Origin of the sequence: Nocardioides sp. IC4_145 (genome assembly GCF_011250565.1) — a bacterium.
GTDB lineage: Bacteria > Actinomycetota > Actinomycetes > Propionibacteriales > Nocardioidaceae > Nocardioides.
In genome coordinates, this window is sequence record NZ_JAANMS010000012.1 from 69,180 (window position 1) to 86,898 (window position 17,719).

Here is a 17,719-nt window from a genome sequence, read left to right on the forward strand (position 1 = left end):
TGGGCTTGTAACGCGCCGTTCGCCCAACTGACGCGCCGTCTGAAGGACTACCGCGCCGTCCGACCAACGTCCGCGCCGTCCGACCGACTACCGCGCCGTTCGAACGGCGCGGCAGCTGCTTGGACAGCGCGTTACGAGCAGCACGCGCCGCCTGCTCAGTCCTCGGCGGCGGCGTCGAGGGAGGCGGTGATGATCGCGTCCATGACGGGCACGAGCCGGTCGGTGCCGAGCCGCGGGGCCCGGCGGGCGACCCGTTCGGCGACCTCCCGCTCGCGGGCGGGGTCGCGGGTGGGGTCGGTCTTGAGCGGCTGGATCGCCCGGGTGAGGGCTGCGCGCCGGGCGAGCAGGTCGCCCAGCTCCTCGTCGACCTCGTCGACCAGCCCGCGGAGGAACCGCAGGGGGTCGCGGCCGGGCCAGGCCATGCGCACGTCGGGTGCATGCTCCTCGTTCGCGGAGCCGTCGGTCTCCTCGAGCTCGAGCAGGCCGTGGCGGGCGTAGAACGCGCGGGCGGGGGTGTTCGAGGCGAAGACCCACAGGCAGAAGCCGTCCGCGAGCCGGTCCTTGACGACGTCGAGCAGCAGCGACCCGACGCCCTGGCGGGCGGCCGACGGGTCGACGTACAGGTCGTCGAGCCAGGTCGAGGTGTGCCGGGCGTAGCCCAGGACCCGCTCCCCCGCCTCCGCGACCCAGACCTGGTCAGCACCGATCCGGGTGGCGAGGAACGGCGCGAGCGTGCTGTCGGGGTGCGCCGGCTCGGGCATCGGCGCCGCCCGCCGCGCGCGCAGGTGCACGGCGGCCAGCGCTCCGACGTCGCCCGGCACGGCCGGGCGGACCGTCACGTCGGGACCGGCGGAGGCGTCAGTGGGCGTCACGGATGACCTCGAGCGCGTGCGCCAGGTCGGCGGGGTACGTCGACTCGTAGCTCACCTGCTCGCCGGTCTCGGGGTGCTCGAAGCCGAGCCGCACCGCGTGCAGCCACTGCCGCTCCAGGCCCACCCGGCGGGCGAGCGTCGGGTCGGCGCCGTAGGTGATGTCGCCGACGCACGGGTGCTTGAGGGCGGCCATGTGCACGCGGATCTGGTGGGTGCGGCCGGTCTCCAGGTGCACCTCGAGCAGGCTGGCGAACCGGTGCGCCTCGAGGGTGTTGTAGTGCGTGACGCTGGCCCGGCCGTCTGCCATGACCGCGAACTTGTAGTCCGCCTTCGGGTGCCGGCCGATCGGGGCGTCGACCGTGCCCTCGAGCGGGTCCGGGTGGCCCTGGACGAGCGCGTGGTAGGTCTTGTCGACCGTGCGGTTGCGGAAGGCGTTCTTCAGCACCGAGTAGGCGTGCTCGGACTTGGCGATGACCATGACGCCGGAGGTGCCGACGTCGAGGCGCTGGACGATGCCCTGGCGCTCAGAGGCGCCGCTGGTGGCGATCCGGAAGCCGGCGCCCGCGAGGTGGCCGACCACCGTCGGGCCGGACCACCCGGGCGAGGGGTGCACCGCGACGCCCACCGGCTTGTCGATCACGACGATCGCGTCGTCGTCGTGGATGATCCCGATGCCCTCGACGATCTCCGGCACGATCTCCAGCGGGTCGACCATGCTCGGGATGGTCACGTCGAGCACGGCGCCGGGCAGCACCCGGTCGCTCTTGCCGACCTCGGCGCCGTCGAGCTGCACGTGGCCGGCGGCGATCAGGTCGGCCGCGCGGGTGCGGGAGAGCCCGAACATCCGGGCGATGGCCGCGTCGACGCGCTCGCCCGCGAGGCCGTCGGGCACGGACAGGCTCCGGTGGTCGACCTGCGTCACGCGCCCTCACCCTCCCGGGTGCCGTCGATCCGGATCCCGCGGAACGCCTGCAGCAGGATCAGCCCCGCCGCGACGTTGATGCAGATGTCGGCCACGTTGAAGACCGGCCAGTTCGGCACCATGAACATGTCGATCACGTGCCCGCGCAGCGGCCCGGGGGAACGCAGCAGCCGGTCGGTGAGGTTGCCGACGATCCCGGCGAGCAGCACGCCCAGGGCCACTGCCCACAGGACGCTCCCGACGCGGCGGGCCAGCCACAGGACGACACCGGCAGCCACGATCGCGATGCAGGAGAGCACCACGGTGTACTCCGTGCCCATGCTGAACGCCGCACCCGGGTTGCGCACCAGGTGCAGCACGAACAGGTCGCCGACGACCTCGACGTCCGGACGGCCGGCGAGGTGCTCGACCGCGAGGACCTTCGAGACCACGTCGACGGCGTACAGCACCGCGAACAGGCCGGCGAACAGCAGCCGGAGACGCGCCCGGCGCGGCGGTGAGGGTACGGCGGGACGGTCGGTGTCGTCGCTCAGCGACGTTCCTCGCGCTGCTTGCATGGCATGCAGAGTGTCGCACGCGGGAAAGCCATCAGCCGCATCTTGCCGATGGGTTCACCGCACGACTCGCACACGCCGTACGTGCCGTCGTCGATGCGCCCCAGGGCCCGGTCGATCTGGGCCACCTTGTCGCGCTCATTGCTCAGCACGGTGAGCTCGTGGTCCCGCTCGAACGACGACGAGCCGATGTCGGCCTGGTCCTGCCCGGCGCCGTCGCCGGAGTCCCGCATCAGGTCCGAGATCTCCTCGTCGAGGTTCTCGACGATGGACGCGCTGTGCTCGCGCTGCTCGTGCAGCTCGTCGATCACCTCGGCGAGCTCCTCGCTCGTCCAGGCCTCCTCGCCCTCCTTGACGACCAGGCTCGCCAGCGGCGCCTGGGTCGCCGCCGCCTCGGTGCTGCCCGCTCCCTTGCCCGCCGCCTTCGCGGTGGTCCTCCCAGCGCTGCCTGCCATCGGTCCTCCTCGGGCCGGTCGCCCGGCGACCTGCGGTCACCGTGTGGGCGGAGGGTAGCCGAGCGCGGGAGCCGGGCCAACCGCGAACCGCGGGAGGCGCCGGGATCGGGGCCCGGAACGCCGGACGGCCGGCCCCTGGTGAGGGGCCGGCCGTCCGAGAGTCGTGCGTGGTGCTGTGCGGTGCTGCGGGTCAGCTCTCGTCCTCGCCGAGGATCGAGCGGAGCCGCTTCGGGGCGGGCTGCTCGTCGTTCGGCGCGGCGCTCTCGGTGGAGCCGAGGGCCTCGAGCTGCTGGGTGAAGTAGGTCTTGAGGCGGGAGCGGTACTCGCGCTCGAACGAGCGGAGGGTCTCCACCTCGCTGCTGAGGCGGTCCCGCTCGCGCTCGAGCTCGCCGAACATCTGCTGGCGGCGCTCGGCGGTCTCGGAGTCGAGCATCTGCGCGCGGGTGCGGGCGTCGGACTCGAGGCGGTCGGCCTTCGACTTCGACTCCGCCTCCAGGCGCTCGGCCTTGGTGCGCGCCTCCCCGACGATCTTGTCGGCGTCGTTCTTCGCCTCCTCGACCAGCTCGTCGGCGTTGCGGGTGGCGATCTCGAGCAGGCGAGCCGCAGCGTTCGAGGCCTGCGGGACCGTCTCGACGCGGATCGTCTCGACCGGGCCGCCGACGTTCGCGGCGACGGGCTGCGCGACGGGGGCCGGCTCCGGCTCGGGCGCCTTCTCGACGACCGGCTCGGGGGTGGGCTCCGGCTGGGCGACCGGCACCGGCTGGGTGCCCGACTGCACGGAGGACAGCTTGGCCCGGAGGTCGTCGTTCTCCTTCGTCAGCCGCGCGAGCTCGGCCTCCACCTCGTCGAGGAACTGGTCGACCTCCCCCATGTCGTACCCCTCGCGGAGCCGGACGGGAGTGAATCGCTTGTTGCTCACGTCCTCAGGCGTCAGCGGCATGACCTCACCCATTCGTTGTCGTGTCGGTTGTGGCAGAGCGTTCGCAGTGCGGTCGCCGAGCGGTGGCGGAGCGTCGCGCAGCTGCTCCGTCGAACAATAGCGCTTGACCTGGGACTGGTGTGACCCGGCGGACGCGCTGGTCGGGCTCGGGACGCAGCGGCTAGAAGGCCAGCCCGCGGAAGATGTTGAGCAGGATCCAGGCGACGATCATCACCAGGATGAAGCTCAGGTCGAGCGCCACGCTGCCCAGCCGCAACGGCGGCACGACGCGACGCAGCGCCTTGATCGGCGGGTCGGTGATCGAGTAGACGACCTCGAGCACCACCAGCAGCGGACCCGACGGCGACCACGACCGGGCGAAGACCTGCACCCAGTCCACGACGAACCGCGCCCACAGCAGCGCGACGAAGACCCAGGTGAGGCCGTAAGCGATCTGCCAGACGGCGTTCAATGACTCCTCAGCTCTGGTTGAAGAAACCGCCCTCGGCGATCCGCTGCTTGTCCTCCGCGGCCACCGAGACGTTGGGCGGCGACAGCAGGAACACCTTGTTGGTGACCCGCTCGATCGTGCCACGGGTGGCGAAGACCAGGCCGGCGGCGAAGTCGACGAGACGCTTGGCGTCGGCGTCGTCCATCTCCGAGAGGTTCATGATCACCGGGACGCCCTCGCGGAAGTTCTCCCCGACGGTGCGCGCCTCGTTGTAGGTGCTCGGGTGCAGCGTGGTGATCCGGCTGAGCTCCGCGACCACGCCGGGCGACGGCACGGGGGCCACGGGCGCGACCGGACGGCGGCGCTCGGCGAGGTCCGCCACGGGGGCCGGGCCGGCGGCGCGGGGCCGCTGGGAGCGCGCTGCCGCGGCGACCGGCGTCGTCTCCTGGGTGTGGTAGTCGTCGCCGTCGTACTCGTCGTCGTACCGGCCGGTGTCCTCGAGCAGGCCGAGGTACTCGCCGATCCTGCGCATCGCGCCGCTCATGGGTGTGACCTTTCGGGACTCAGCGCCCGCAGGGGGCACTCCTTGGATGTTCCGGACACTACTTCCCCGCAGGCCTCGAACCGAGGACCGCGGAGCCAATCCGCACGTGTGTCGCGCCGAGGCGGACCGCGTGCTCGAGGTCGCCGGACATGCCGGCGGACAACCAGGTCGCCGCCGGGTGCTCGGCGACGAACGCCGCCCGCACCTCGGCCAGCCGGGCGAACGCCGTCGCCGGGTCCTCCCCCAGCGGCGCGACGGCCATCAGGCCGCGCAGCCGCAGGTCCTGCTCCTGCGCGACCCGCTCGGCCAGGGCCGGCAGGGCGTCGGGGTCGACACCGGCCCGCCCCTCGCGCCCGGGCGGGTCCAGGCTCACCTGGAGCAGCACGTCGAGGGGCTGCTCGCGGACCGCGGCCCCGCGGGCCAGGGGACCGACCAGCTTGGCGCGGTCGACGGACTCCACGACCGAGGAGTACGCCGCGACCGCGGCCGCCTTGTTCGACTGCAGGCCGCCGATGAAGTGCCAGCGCAGACCCAGGTCCGCACACTCCTCGGCCTTGGCCTCCGCCTCCTGGTGGCGGTTCTCCCCGACGTCGGTGACGCCGAGGTCGGCCAGCAGCCGCACGTCGGAGGCGGGGAAGAACTTGGTGACCACCACGAGGGTGATCTCGTCGGGGGCGCGACCGGCCTCGTCGCACGCAGCCGCGATCCGCTCGCGCACCGCGGCCAGGCCCGCGGCCAGCTCCTGGCGCCTCACGGGAGCCTCCTGACCAGTCCGGCGTGGCGACCGGCGCCTCGGCCGTCGCGTCGGTGGGAGTAGAGGTCGGGCGACTCCACCGTGCAGCGGGAGACGTCGACGACCTCCACGTCGAGCCGCTCGAGCTGCGCACGGACACCGGCGCCGAGCGCGAGGGACGGCGTGCCCCACGTCGTCGTCGCGACCGTCGTCGGCTCCACCGACCCCACCTCCTCCTGCATCTCCTGCGGCACCTCGTAGCAACCCCCGCACACGTGCGGGCCGATCCACGCGACCACGTCGGTCGCGCCCAGCTCGCGCATCCGCTCCACCGTCGCCGGGACGACCCCGGCGGTGACGCCCACCCGGCCGGCGTGGGCGGCCCCCACGACCGTGCCGCCCGAGAGCAGCACCGGCACGCAGTCGGCCGCGCGGACCATCAGGACGACGTCGGTCCGGGTGGTGACGAGCCCGTCCCCGGGCACGCGCTCGACCGGCCCGTCCGCGGTCACGACCTCGCGGCCGTGCACCTGGCGCAGGTCGGCGAGCGCCGCGTCCGGGGCGAAGTCCGCGAGCACCCGGCGGAGGTTCTCCGTGCGGGCCTCCTCCGGGTCGTCGCCCTCGATGGCCAGGTCCAGCTCGTCCCACGGCGCGGCGCTCACCCCGCCGGAGCGGTCGGTGAAGGCGAGCTCCACGGACCGGCCGGCGGGGCCGTGCGTCGTGCGGAAGGCGTACAACCCGACTACTTCAGGAAGTCCGGCACGTCCAGGTCGTCGTCGTCGAACTGGACCTGGCGCGGCGCCGGGCGGGCCGCAGGCTGGGCCGGCTGCGCCTGCTGGGCGGGCGCGGCCTGCTGGAACGGGGCGGCCTGCGGGCGGCTCGCCGCCGCGACCGGCTCGCGCTGCTCCGAGCGGGCGGGCGCGTCGCCGCGGCCGGCCGCGAGCGCCTGGGCGGCGTTGCGGGTCTCCTCCTGGCTCTGCTGCGGCTTGGGCTCGCGGCGCAGCACCGTGCCTTCGTCGCGGCGCTTCGGCGTACCCCCGTCGAAGCCGGCGGCGATGACCGTGACCCGCACCTCGTCGCCGAGGGCGTCGTCGATGGTCGCACCGAAGATGATGTTGGCCTCGGGGTGGACCGCCTGCGCGACCAGCGCGGCGGCCTCGTTGATCTCGAACAGGCCGAGGTCGGAGCCGCCGGCGATCGAGAGCAGGACGCCGTGCGCGCCGTCGATGGACGCCTCGAGCAGCGGGCTGGAGACCGCCATCTCCGCGGCGGCGACCGAGCGGTCCTCGCCGCGGGCCGAGCCGATGCCCATGAGGGCCGAGCCGGCGTTGGCCATGACCGACTTGACGTCGGCGAAGTCGAGGTTGATCAGGCCGGGGGTGGTGATCAGGTCGGTGATCCCCGAGACGCCCTGGAGCAGGACCTGGTCGGCCTGCTTGAACGCGTCGAGCACCGAGACGTTGCGGTCGCTGATCGAGAGCAGGCGGTCGTTCGGGATGACGATGAGGGTGTCGACCTCCTCGCGCAGCGCGGCGATGCCCTCCTCGGCGGAGTTGGCGCGGCGGCGGCCCTCGAAGGCGAACGGCCGGGTCACGACGCCGATGGTCAGCGCACCGAGCGAGCGGGCGATGCGCGCGACGACCGGCGCCCCGCCGGTGCCGGTGCCGCCACCCTCGCCGGCGGTCACGAAGACCATGTCCGCGCCCTTGATGACCTCTTCGATCTCGTCGGCGTGGTCCTCGGCGGCGCGGCCACCGACGTCGGGGTTCGCGCCGGCGCCGAGGCCGCGGGTGAGCTCGCGGCCGATGTCGAGCTTGACGTCGGCGTCGCTCATGAGCAGGGCCTGGGCGTCGGTGTTGATCGCGATGAACTCGACACCCTTGAGCCCCACCTCGATCATCCGGTTGACGGCGTTGACGCCGCCACCGCCGATGCCCACGACCTTGATGATGGCCAGGTAGTTCTGTGCAGCTGCCACGGCGGCTTCGCCTTTCGGTGGAGGTCGGTTCAGGTCTGGGTGCGGTGCGTGCGGGCGGTGGCCCGCGCGGGGAAGTCGTCCGACTCGGCGTGTCCGCAACTCTGACCCTCAGGTGGAGGGTTATAGTTATGTCAACCTCGTCGTGCGGACGACACTAGGCAGCACAGACCGCCCGATCCGGGAGGACACGCCGCGTGTCGTGCGTGTCGTGCCCCGCCGACCTGGCGGTGCTGCACGTCGTTCCCTGCGCGAGCGCCACCTCGACCCTGCGCGAGCGCCACCTCGACCCTGCGCGAGCGCCACCTCGACCCTGCGCGAGCGCCACCTCGACCCTGCGCGAGCGCCACCTCGACCCTGCGCGAGCGCCACCTCGACCCTGCGCGAGCGCCACCCCTCGGCGGGGTCAGTCGTCGCCGCAGACGGCGGGCTGGGTGCAGACGGTGGGCTGGCCGGGGACGGAGACGTCGTAAATCGGGGCCCGCTGGGCGGCGAGGAGGCCGGCGAGGACCTGGGCCTTCTGCTCGGAGGCGTCCGCGCTCCCCCACCGGACGGTGCGGCCGTCGCGCAGCGCGAGCGAGACCTGGTCGACGGTGCGCACCTCGACGTGGTCGACCTTGGCCGCGAGGTCCCCGGGCAGCGCGGCGACGATCGCGGCGGCCTCGACCAGCGCGTCGTCGGCCACGTCGGCGGAGACCTCGACCCGCGGCATCCCGGGCGGGGCCTTGCGGAAGCGGTCGAACACGACGCCCTCGGCGTCCAGGCCGCGGAACTCCCCGCCGATGGAGACGACCGCGACCGGGGTGCGCTCCTCGACGTCCACCAGCACCGCGTCGGGCCACTGGCGCGAGACGTCGACGCTGCGCACCGGGGCGAGGGTCTCGATCCGGGCCTCGATGGCCGCCAGGTCGAGCGTCGCGAGCGGCTCGCCGGTGGGCACGGCCGCCGCGCTGCGCACCTCCCCCTCGCTCAGCGTCTCCGTGCCGCGCACCTCGACCCCCTGGACGGCGAGCCGGTCGGAGAAGAAGACCAGCCACAGCCCGCCGACCACCAGGGCGAGCAGGAGGACCACGACGAGCAGCAGCCGCCAACGGCGTCGCCGGCCGGCCCGCTGCCGGCGGACGAACCGGCGGCGGGTCCGCTCGAAGGTGTCGGTGCTCGACCGGTCAGCCATGGTCGCGCAGCAGCTCCAGCACGCGGGGGCCGACGGCGGTGATGGTGCCGGCGCCGAGGGTCAGCACGAGGTCGCCGGGGCGCGCCCGGCGAGCCAGCTCGGCGGCCACGTCGTCGAGGTCGGGCACCACGGCGACGCGATCGGCGGGCAACGGCACCGAGCGGGCGACGTACGCCCCCGTGACCTCGGGATCGGCCTCCTCGCGGGCGAGGTAGACGTCGGTGAGCACGACCTCGTCGGCGGCGCCGAGGGCCTGGCCCATCGCCTCGCCGAAGATCCGCGTCCGCGAGACCAGGTGCGGCTGGAAGGCCACGACGAGCCGCCCCTCCCCCGCGAGCGCCCGGCCGGACTGCAGGTCCCCGACGATCTCGACGGGGTGGTGGGCGTAGCTGTCGTAGACGCGGACGCCGCCGGCCTCGCCCTTGGGCTCCATCCGCCGCTTCGTCCCGGTGTACGCCGCCAGGCCGGCCACCAGCGCGGCGCGGTCGAGCCCGAGGGTGAGCCCGGTGGCCAGCGCGGCCAGCGCGTCGGCGAGGTAGTGGTCCCCGGGTGACCAGAGCGTGACCCCCGCGAGCGCGTCCGGCCCGACGTCGACGGCGTCCCCGCTGCCGGCGCGGGTGGAGACGGTGACGACGCGGCGGCCGAGGGCCCGGTGCCGCTCGGCCAGCGCCGCCGCTCCCGGGTCGTCGACCACGCAGACGAGGAACCCGTCGGGCGAGACGGTGTCGGCGAACCGGTCGAACGCGGCGGCGTACGCCTCGGGCGTGCCCCACTGGTCGAGGTGGTCGGCGTCGACGTTGGTGACGATCGCGGCGTACGGGCTGTAGTGCAGGAACGCGCCGTCGCTCTCGTCGGCCTCGGCGACGAAGAGGTCGCCGGTGCCCTCGGCGGCGTTGGTGCCGGTCGCGGCCAGCTCGCCGCCGACGGCGTAGGTCGGGTCGGCGCCGGCGGCCTGGAGCGCGACTGTCAGCAGCGAGGTGGTCGTGGTCTTGCCGTGGGTGCCGGCGACGGCGACGACGCGGCGGCCGGCCATGACCGAGGCGAGTGCCGAGGAGCGCGGCAGCACGCGGAGCCCGCGGCGGACGGCCTCGACGTGCTCCGGGTTGTCCTCGCGGACGGCGGTGGAGACCACGAGGGTGTCCGCGTCGCCCACCTGGGCGGCGTCGTGGCCCACGAAGACGGTCGCGCCGGCGTCGCGCAGGGAGGCCAGGGTCGGGCTGTCGACGCCGTCGCTGCCGCTGACGGCGATGCCGCGGGCGAGCATGATCCGGGCGATGGCGGAGAGACCGGCACCGCCGATGCCGACGAAGTGGACGCGGCCGAGCTCCTTGGCGGGCGGGACGACGTCCGGGACGGGGACCCTCACGCGCCGGCCCCGCCGACCTCGAGCACGATGCGCGCGAGCTTCTCGTCGGCGTCGCGCGGGATGAGGTCGCTGGCGGCGGCACCCATCGTGGCGAGCCGCTCGCGGTCGTTGGCCAGGCCGGGGACGGTCGCGGCGACCCACTCGGCGGTGAACGCCGCGTCGGAGACCAGCAGCGCTCCCCCGGCGTCGACGACCGGCCGGGCGTTGTGCTCCTGCTCGCCGTTGCCGATGGGCAGCGGCACGAAGACGGCGGGCACGCCGGTCGCGGCGGCCTCGGTCACGCTCGACGCGCCCGCGCGGCAGACCATGAGGTCGGCGGCGGCCAGCGCGAGGTCCATCCGGTCGACGAAGTCGACGACGACGTACGGCGTGCCGGTGGCGGCGGGCGTGGCCTCGCCCTTGGGGCCGACGACGTGCAGCACCTGCACGCCGGCCTCGCCCAGCGCGGCGGCCGCACCGGAGACCGACTGGTTGAGCCGCCGGGCGCCCTGCGAGCCGCCGGTGACGACCAGCGTCGGCAGGTCGGGGTCGAGTCCGAAGAACGCGCGGGCCTCCGCGCGCAACGCCGGGCGGTCGAGCGTGGCGATCATCCGGCGGATCGGCAGGCCGACGTGCTCGGCCTTCGGCAGCGGCGTGTCGGGGAACGACACCGCGACCCGGCGGGCCACCCGGGCGCCGACCTTGTTGCCGATGCCGGGCAGCGCGTTCTGCTCGTGGACGACGACCGGCAGGCCCCGACGGCGGGCGGCGAGGTAGGCCGGGACCGAGACGTAGCCGCCGTACCCGACGACCACGTCGGGCCGGACGCGGTCGAGCACGTCGTTGGTCGCGCGGACGGCGGCGCGCAGCCGGCCGGGGACCCGCAACAGGTCGGCGCCGGGCCGGCGCGGCAGCGGCACCGGCGGCACGAGCTCGAGGGGGTAGCCGGCCTCGGGCACGACGCGGTTCTCCAGCCCGCGGGGCGTGCCGAGGCAGGTGACCTCGACGTCGGGCCGCAGCCGCCTCAGGGCGTCGGCGGTGGCGAGCAGGGGCGAGGTGTGGCCGGCGGTTCCACCACCGGCGAGCAGGACGCGCATCGCGGGTCAGCCTACGAGCGAGCGGGCGCGGTCGCGCTTGCGGTGGGCCAGCGCGCGCGCCGCCTCCGGCTCGCGACGGGCGAACCCGATGAGCAGGCCGAGTGCCACCAGGGACGGGAGCAGGGCGGAGCCGCCGTAGGAGACCAGCGGCAGCGGGATGCCGATCACCGGCAGCAGGGCCAGCACCATGCCGACGTTGATGATCATCTGGCCGACCAGCCACACCACGATGCCGAAGGTGCAGTAGCGCACGAACGGGTCGGCGGTCTCGCGGGCGACCCGCAGCGCGGCGTACGCGATGGTGAGGAAGAGGCCGACGACGAGCAGCGTGCCGAGCAGGCCGAGCTCCTCGCCGAGGACGGCGAAGATGAAGTCGGTGTGGGCCTCGGGCAGGTCACCCCACTTCTGCTGGCTGGCGCCGATGCCCTGACCGAAGACGCCGCCGGTCGAGAGCGCGTAGAGGCCGTGGGCCGGCTGCCAACCCTTGTCGTGGTAGTCCTGGAACGGGTCCACGAAGGTGGTGATGCGGCCGAGCCGCTCGGAGCTGGTCGAGGCGATGAAGATCGCGAGCACGCTGAGGACGGACAGGCTGAAGGTGAAGAACCGTGCCGGCGCGCCGACCACCCACAGCATCCCGAGCAGGATCGCCATGAAGACCAGCGCCGTGCCGAGGTCGCGTCCGACGACGACGAGCCCGGTGGCCAGCAGCAGGCCGGGGACGACCGGCACCATGATCTGGTGCAGCTGGCCGAGCCGGCGCTCCTTGTTGGCGTAGGTCGCGGCCGCCCAGATGACGAGCGCCAGCTTGGCGATCTCCGAGGGCTGGATCTGCACCGGACCCAGCGCCAACCAGTTCTGGTTGCCGTTGACGGTGATGCCGAGGAAGGCGGTCATCAGCAGCAGCACGAGCGCGACGAGGTACGCCGGGAACGCGAGCCGCTTGAGCCACCTCGTGCTCATCCGGCTGGCGACGTACGCCGCCGGCAGACCGAGCGCGACCCAGGTCAGCTGGCGGGTGACGATCGCGTAGGAGTTGTCGAAGATGCGGAACGAGTAGACGCTCGAGGCGCTGAGCACCATGACCAGGCCGATGGTCAGCAGCAGGCCCGAGGCGCCGAGCAGCAGGTAGTACGCCGTCAGCGGCTTGTCGAGCGCCTCGCGCGCGGCCGCGAACCAGGCGAACCGGCCGGGCCGGCGCTCGTCGGACCCGGCGGACGGGTCGGGCCGGGTGGCGGGCGGCTCGACGGTGGTGGCCACTGCCCGCCTCCTCGCATCCGCTCGACTCAGTCCTGCCCGGTCCTCCTGCGCACGGCGGCCGCGAACTGCTCCCCGCGGTCGGCGTAGCTGGCGAACAGGTCCATGGAGGCGCAACCAGGAGCCAGCAGGACCGTGTCGCCGGGTCGGGCCAACGTGGCCGCCGCCTCCACGACGCGCTCCATGGGAGCCTGTTCGGGACCAGTCTCACCGGCACCGACGTCGATCACGGGCACATCCGGCGCGTGTCGCGCGAGCGCCTCGGCGACGACCCCGCGGTCGCGGCCGAGCAGCACGACGCCGCGCAGCCGGTCGCGCACCGAGCGGACCAGGTCGTCGAAGCGCGCGCCCTTGGCCAGGCCGCCGGCGACCCACACGACCGGGTCGTAGGCCTGGAGCGAGGACTGGGCGGCGTGCGGGTTGGTGGCCTTGGAGTCGTCGACCCAGGTCACGCCCTCGTGCTCGGCGACCACCGCGATCCGGTGGGCATCGGGGCGGAAGGCGCGCAGGCCGTCGCGCACCGCCTGCTGCGAGACGCCGTGGGCGCGGGCGAGCGCGGCGGCGGCCAGCGCGTCGGCGACGAAGTGCGGCGCAGGGCTGGCGAGGTCGGCGACGGTGCACAGCTCGGCGGCGCTCGTGCCGCGCTCCTCGATGAACGCCCGGTCGACGAGGATGTCCTCGACCAGGCCGAGCATGCCGACGCCGGGCATCCCCAGGGTGAACCCGATCGCGCGGGCGCCCTCCTGCACGTCGGCCTCGCGGACCAGCCGCTCGGTCTCGGGGTCGGCGACGTTGTAGACGCAGGCGCGCTCGACGCCTTGGTAGATCCGGCCCTTGTCGGCGGCGTACGCGCGCATCGGGTCCGCACTGTTCGCACCAGGACCGGCGGCCCAGTCGCCGGCGTACCAGTCGAGGTGGTCCTCGGCGAGGTTGAGCACCGCGGCGGACTCGGCGGCCATCGACCGCGTGTAGTGCAGCTGGAAGCTCGAGAGCTCCACGGCCATCACGTCGTGCGGCGTGGGGTCCATGACCGCCTCGACCAGCGGCAGGCCGACGTTGCCGGCCGCGACGCTGCGCAGGCCGGCGGCCCGCAGGATCGCGTCGAGCATCTGCACGGTCGTGGTCTTGCCGTTGGTGCCGGTCACGGCCAGCCAGGGCGCGGCGTGCTCGGGGTGGCGCAGGCGCCAGGCGAGCTCCACCTCGCCCCAGACGGGTACGCCGCGTGCGTGCGCCTGGGCGAGCAGCGGCGCGTCGGGGCGCCAGCCGGGGCTGGTGACGAGCACGTCGACGTCGTCGGGCAGGACGGCGGTCGCACCCTCCTCGAGCCGGATCGAGGCGCCCAGCACCTCGAGCAGCTCGGCCTTCTCCTCCTTGCCCGCGGCCGACTCGTCGAGCGCCGTCACGGTCGCGCCGAGGTGGAGGAGGTTGTCGGCCGCGGCGAAGCCCGAGACGCCGAAGCCGGCGACGACGGCCCGCACGCCCTCCCAGGAGTCGAGCTGGCCGAGGGTCTGGAGGCGATCGGGATCGCGCACTAGATGCCTGCCACCCACTCGGCGTAGAAGATGCCGAGCCCGGCGGCGACGCAGAGGCCGGTGACGATCCAGAACCGGATGACGACGGTGACCTGCTCCCACCCGAGCATCTCGAAGTGGTGGTGGATGGGCGCCATCCGGAAGATCCGCTTGCCGCCGCTGATCCGGAACCAGCCGACCTGCAGCATCACCGAGAGGGTCTCGACGACGAACACGCCGCCGAGCACGACGAGCAGCAGCTCGGTGCGGGTCAGGATCGCGAGGCCGGCCAGCGCCGAGCCCAGCGCGAGCGAGCCGGTGTCGCCCATGAAGATCTGCGCGGGCGAGGCGTTCCACCACAGGAAGCCGAAGCACGCGCCGGTGATGGCAGCGGCGATGACCGCGAGGTCGAGCGGGTCGCGCACCTCGTAGCAGGTGGCGCCGGGCGAGATCTCGCAGGACTGGTTGTTCTGCCAGATGTTCACCAGCGTGTAGGCGCCGAAGACCATCACGCTCGCGCCGGTGGCGAGCCCGTCGAGGCCGTCGGTGAGGTTCACGGCGTTCGAGGTGGCGGTCACGATCAACCAGATGAGCGCCATCACCACGACGGTCGGCAGCGCGAACGCGGTGAAGTCGCGGATGAACGAGATGTGGTCCGAGGCGGGCGTGCGGCCGCGGTCGTCCTCCAGCCACGGCGAGAGCGCCAGGAAGCCGAAGACCAGCGCGATGACGGTCTGCCCGACCATCTTGGCCTTGCTGCGCAGGCCGAGGCTGCGCTGCTTGGAGATCTTGATGAAGTCGTCGAGGAAGCCGACCAGGCCCATGCCGACGAAGAGGAAGAGCAGCAGCAGCGCGGACGCGGACGGCTCGCTCATCGTGATCAGCTTCGCCGCGAAGTAGCCGATCACCGTCGCGGCGATGATGACGACGCCGCCCATGGTGGGCGTGCCCCGCTTGGTGTGGTGGCTGGTCGGGCCGTCGTCGCGGATCTCCTGGCCGTAGCCCAGCCGGGTGAACTGCGAGATCGCGACCCGGGTGCCGAGCAGGGAGATGAGCAGGGCCAACCCACCCCCGAGCAGTACGGCTCTCACGTCACGTCCTCCAGCAGTCCCTCCGCGAGGACCTCGAGCGCGACGCCGCGCGAGGCCTTGACGAGGACGGCGTCCCCGGCCGCAGCATTCTCCCGCACCCAGGCGAGCGCATCGTCCCGCCCCGCCGTGAGCATCGCCTCACCGCGCCAGCCCGCGACCGCCCGGGCGCCCTCGGCGATGCCGGCAGCCGGCTCACCGACCGCGACGACGACGTCGATGCCGGCCTCGGCCGCGGCCCGACCGACGGCGACGTGGTCGTCGTGGCTGGTGGGGCCCAGCTCGCGCATCTCCCCCAGCACCGCGACGGTACGCCGTGTGCCGCGCCGGCCGAGCGCGGCGAGCGCCTCGACGGCGGCGACGGTCGACGCCGGGTTGGCGTTGTAGGCGTCGTTGAGCACCACCAGGCCGTCGGCGCGCTCGCGCAGCTCCATCCGCCAGCGCGAGGCGCTCTCGGCGGTCGACAGCGCGGCCGCGACGTCGGCGGCGTCGCACCCGACGGCCACCGCCATCGCGGCGGCCGCGGCGGCGTTGGCAACCTGGTGCGCACCGACCTGGCGGAGCGCGACCGGGTGCCACTGCCCGGCGTGACCGAGCTCGAAGGTGGGACGGCCGAGGTCGTCGAGGCCCAGGCCGCGCCAGGTGACGTCACCGGCCTGGCCGAAGGTGAGCACGCGGGCCTCGGTGCGCGGCGCCATCGCGGCGACGAGCGGGTCGTCCGCGTTGAGGACCGCGGTGCCGGTGGCGGGGAGCGCCTCGACGATCTCGCCCTTGGCCTGCGCGATCGCGTCGCGGGAGCCGAACTCCCCGAGGTGGGCAGTGCCGACGTTGAGCACGGCGGCGACCGCCGGCGGCGCGACCTCGCACAGGTAGCCGATGTGCCCGATGCCACGGGCCCCCATCTCGACGACGAGGTGGGTGGTGTCGGAGGTCGCGCGCAGCACGGTGAGTGGGACGCCGATCTCGTTGTTGAAGTTGCCTCGCGTCGCGACGACGCCGTCGGGCACGCCGCTGCCCGCGACCGTGGCGAGCACGTGGGCGAGGTAGTCCTTGGTGCCGGTCTTGCCCTGGGAGCCGGTGAGCGCCAGCACGGCGGCCCCGGTGGCGTCGACCACGTGGCGGCCGAGCCGGCCCAGGGCCGCGACCGGGTCGTCGACCAGGACCGACGGGCGCCCGGTCGGCCGGCTGCCAAGCACGGCGTGCGCGTGCGCGGCGTACTCGTGGCCGTCGACGCGCTCCCCCGCGATCGCCACGAACAGCCCGCCCACGACGGGCTCGCGGCTGTCGAGGTACGCCGGTCCGGTCACCCGGGTGGTGCCGTCGCCGTCGACGGTGCCGCCGACGACCGCGGCCACCTCGTCGAGCGTCAGGGGGATCACGACCGCACCGCCTCCAGCTCCTCGCGCACGACCTCGCGGTCGTCGAACGGGTGGACCACGCCGGCCACCTCCTGGCCGGTCTCGTGCCCCTTTCCGGCCACGAGCACCACGTCGCCGGCGCGGGCCCGGCCCAGCGCCTCGCGGATGGCGGCGCGGCGGTCACCGACCTCGAGCACCTCGGCTCCGCCCGTAGCGCCGGCGAGCACGGCGGCGCGGATCGCGGCGGGGTCCTCGGTGCGGGGGTTGTCGTCGGTCACGACGAGGAGGTCGGCGAGGCGGGACGCGATCTCTCCCATGATCGGGCGCTTGCCCGGGTCCCGGTCGCCGCCGGCGCCGAGCACGACGAGCAGCCGGCCCTCTGTCACGGGACGCAGTGCGGCGACGGCCGCCTCGACGGCGTCGGGCTTGTGGGCGTAGTCGACGACCACGACGAAGTCCTGGCCGGCCTCGACCCGCTCCAGCCGTCCGGGGACACCGGCGCCCGTGGCCAGGCCGTCCGCGACGGTCGCGGCGTCCAATCCGGCCTCGGCGCACGCGGCGACAGCGGCCAGGGTGTTGGCGACGTTGAACCCACCGGGGATCGGGCAGGCCGCGGGGACGTCGACGCCGCCCGGGCCGAGCACGCGGAAGCGGGACCCGTGCGGGTGCAGCTCGACGTCGACGGCGCGCCAGTCGGCGCCCACGGCGCCCTCCGCGGAGAACGTGCGGACCGGCAGCGTCGTCTCGGCGGCCAGCCGTCGGCCGTGCTCGTCGTCGAGGTTGACCAGCGCGAGCCGGGCGCGCTCGGGGGTGAACAGCGAGGCCTTGGCGCGGTAGTAGTCCTCGACGTCGGCGTGGAAGTCGAGGTGGTCCCGCCCGAGGTTGAGGAAGACCGCCACGTCAAAGACGATCCCGTCGACGCGCCCCATCACCAGCGCGTGGCTGGAGACCTCCATCAGGCAGGTGTCGACCTCCTCGTCGACCATCGCGGCGAAGAGGCCGTGCAGGTCGGGCGCCTCGGGGGTGGTCAACGTCGTCTCGACGTCGGTGCCCCGGACGCGGGTGCCGACGGTGCCGATCACCGCCGCCGGCACGCCCGCCGCGGTCAGGCCGCTCTCCGCCAGCCGGGTCGTCGTCGTCTTGCCCTGGGTGCCGGTCACGCCGACCATCCGCATCCGCGTCGCGGGCTCGCCGTAGACGCGGGCGGCCAGGCGTCCGAGGAGGCTGCGGGGGTCGTCCGCCACCACGAGGGGTACGCCGGCGGGCGCCCGGTCGGCGCCGGCCGGGTCGGTCAGCACCGCGACCGCCCCCGCCTCGACGGCACCGGCCGCGTAGTCGATGCCGTGCACGCGCGCGCCGGGCAGGGCGGCGTACAGGTCACCGGGCCGGACCCGCTGGGAGCTCAGCGAGACGCCGGTGACCACGGCGTCGCCGCCCCGGGTGCTCAGGCCGCCGACGGTCGAGGCG

General features: G+C 74.0%; 18 protein-coding genes. All 18 read right to left on the reverse strand.

Annotated elements, in window-relative coordinates:
• Nucleotides 1-155: 155 nt before the first annotated feature.
• Nucleotides 156-872, reverse strand: a complete 717-nt coding sequence (locus G6553_RS07685) for a GNAT family N-acetyltransferase (RefSeq protein ID WP_166190710.1) — start codon at nt 870-872, stop codon at nt 156-158.
• Entirely contained in the window at nt 859-1,794 is a 936-nt protein-coding gene (locus tag G6553_RS07690; RefSeq protein WP_166190712.1) for an RluA family pseudouridine synthase, read from the reverse strand. Before G6553_RS07690 ends, G6553_RS07685 begins: the two co-directional genes overlap by 14 nt.
• Nucleotides 1,791-2,351: a signal peptidase II gene (lspA, locus tag G6553_RS07695; RefSeq protein WP_166190714.1), complete on the reverse strand. Its 561-nt coding sequence runs from the start codon at nt 2,349-2,351 to the stop codon at nt 1,791-1,793. Before lspA ends, G6553_RS07690 begins: the two co-directional genes overlap by 4 nt.
• Nucleotides 2,324-2,803 carry a TraR/DksA family transcriptional regulator gene (locus G6553_RS07700; RefSeq protein ID WP_166190716.1) on the reverse strand — a complete coding sequence of 160 codons (480 nt, stop codon included), beginning with the start codon at nt 2,801-2,803 and terminating at the stop codon, nt 2,324-2,326. Before G6553_RS07700 ends, lspA begins: the two co-directional genes overlap by 28 nt.
• 190 nt (nt 2,804-2,993) lie before the next feature.
• Complete coding sequence (locus G6553_RS07705; RefSeq protein WP_166190718.1) at nt 2,994-3,755, reverse strand: DivIVA domain-containing protein; 762 nt, start codon at nt 3,753-3,755, stop codon at nt 2,994-2,996.
• 148 nt (nt 3,756-3,903) lie between these two features.
• Nucleotides 3,904-4,194 (reverse strand): YggT family protein, encoded by a 291-nt coding sequence (locus G6553_RS07710; protein WP_166190720.1) that lies wholly within the window; start codon nt 4,192-4,194, stop codon nt 3,904-3,906.
• Between the two features lie 7 nt (nt 4,195-4,201).
• Nucleotides 4,202-4,717 (reverse strand): cell division protein SepF, encoded by a 516-nt coding sequence (gene sepF / locus G6553_RS07715; protein WP_166190722.1) that lies wholly within the window; start codon nt 4,715-4,717, stop codon nt 4,202-4,204.
• A gap of 58 nt (nt 4,718-4,775) precedes the next feature.
• Complete coding sequence (locus G6553_RS07720; RefSeq protein WP_347565575.1) at nt 4,776-5,471, reverse strand: YggS family pyridoxal phosphate-dependent enzyme; 696 nt, start codon at nt 5,469-5,471, stop codon at nt 4,776-4,778.
• Complete coding sequence (locus tag G6553_RS07725) at nt 5,468-6,187, reverse strand: polyphenol oxidase family protein (protein WP_166190724.1); 720 nt, start codon at nt 6,185-6,187, stop codon at nt 5,468-5,470. Before G6553_RS07725 ends, G6553_RS07720 begins: the two co-directional genes overlap by 4 nt.
• Before the next feature lie 5 nt (nt 6,188-6,192).
• Complete coding sequence (gene ftsZ / locus G6553_RS07730) at nt 6,193-7,428, reverse strand: cell division protein FtsZ (protein ID WP_166190726.1); 1,236 nt, start codon at nt 7,426-7,428, stop codon at nt 6,193-6,195.
• A 403-nt stretch (nt 7,429-7,831) separates the two neighbouring features.
• Nucleotides 7,832-8,599, reverse strand: coding sequence for an FtsQ-type POTRA domain-containing protein (locus tag G6553_RS07735; RefSeq protein ID WP_166190728.1), 768 nt, complete (start codon nt 8,597-8,599; stop codon nt 7,832-7,834).
• Nucleotides 8,592-9,965, reverse strand: a complete 1,374-nt coding sequence (gene murC / locus G6553_RS07740) for a UDP-N-acetylmuramate--L-alanine ligase (protein WP_166190730.1) — start codon at nt 9,963-9,965, stop codon at nt 8,592-8,594. The genes G6553_RS07735 and murC overlap by 8 nt, the downstream gene beginning before the upstream one ends.
• The gene (gene murG / locus G6553_RS07745) at nt 9,962-11,041 is read right to left on the reverse strand and encodes an undecaprenyldiphospho-muramoylpentapeptide beta-N-acetylglucosaminyltransferase (protein WP_166190732.1); all 1,080 of its coding nucleotides are present in this window, start codon (nt 11,039-11,041) and stop codon (nt 9,962-9,964) included. Before murG ends, murC begins: the two co-directional genes overlap by 4 nt.
• Before the next feature lie 6 nt (nt 11,042-11,047).
• Nucleotides 11,048-12,298, reverse strand: a complete 1,251-nt coding sequence (gene ftsW, locus G6553_RS07750; RefSeq protein ID WP_166190733.1) for a putative lipid II flippase FtsW — start codon at nt 12,296-12,298, stop codon at nt 11,048-11,050.
• A 26-nt stretch (nt 12,299-12,324) separates the two neighbouring features.
• Nucleotides 12,325-13,827, reverse strand: a complete 1,503-nt coding sequence (gene murD / locus G6553_RS07755) for a UDP-N-acetylmuramoyl-L-alanine--D-glutamate ligase (RefSeq protein WP_347565576.1) — start codon at nt 13,825-13,827, stop codon at nt 12,325-12,327.
• Entirely contained in the window at nt 13,827-14,897 is a 1,071-nt protein-coding gene (gene mraY, locus G6553_RS07760; RefSeq protein ID WP_166190737.1) for a phospho-N-acetylmuramoyl-pentapeptide-transferase, read from the reverse strand. Before mraY ends, murD begins: the two co-directional genes overlap by 1 nt.
• Nucleotides 14,894-16,273 carry a UDP-N-acetylmuramoyl-tripeptide--D-alanyl-D-alanine ligase gene (murF, locus tag G6553_RS07765; RefSeq protein ID WP_166190739.1) on the reverse strand — a complete coding sequence of 460 codons (1,380 nt, stop codon included), beginning with the start codon at nt 16,271-16,273 and terminating at the stop codon, nt 14,894-14,896. Before murF ends, mraY begins: the two co-directional genes overlap by 4 nt.
• On the reverse strand, nt 16,270-17,700 hold the full coding sequence (locus G6553_RS07770) for a UDP-N-acetylmuramoyl-L-alanyl-D-glutamate--2,6-diaminopimelate ligase (RefSeq protein ID WP_166190756.1): 1,431 nt from the start codon (nt 17,698-17,700) through the stop codon (nt 16,270-16,272). The genes murF and G6553_RS07770 overlap by 4 nt, the downstream gene beginning before the upstream one ends.
• Nucleotides 17,701-17,719 lie beyond the last annotated feature (19 nt).

What these genes read in the sequence shown, in the direction of transcription:
- lspA (WP_166190714.1), bottom strand. Translation starts at nt 2,351, where the DNA reads ATGCAAGCAGCGCGAGGAACGTCGCTGAGCGACGACACCGACCGTCCC.
- G6553_RS07700 (WP_166190716.1), bottom strand. Translation starts at nt 2,803, where the DNA reads ATGGCAGGCAGCGCTGGGAGGACCACCGCGAAGGCGGCGGGCAAGGGA.
- G6553_RS07705 (WP_166190718.1), bottom strand. Translation starts at nt 3,755, where the DNA reads ATGGGTGAGGTCATGCCGCTGACGCCTGAGGACGTGAGCAACAAGCGA.
- sepF (WP_166190722.1), bottom strand. Translation starts at nt 4,717, where the DNA reads ATGAGCGGCGCGATGCGCAGGATCGGCGAGTACCTCGGCCTGCTCGAG.
- G6553_RS07735 (WP_166190728.1), bottom strand. Translation starts at nt 8,599, where the DNA reads ATGGCTGACCGGTCGAGCACCGACACCTTCGAGCGGACCCGCCGCCGG.
- murG (WP_166190732.1), bottom strand. Translation starts at nt 11,041, where the DNA reads ATGCGCGTCCTGCTCGCCGGTGGTGGAACCGCCGGCCACACCTCGCCC.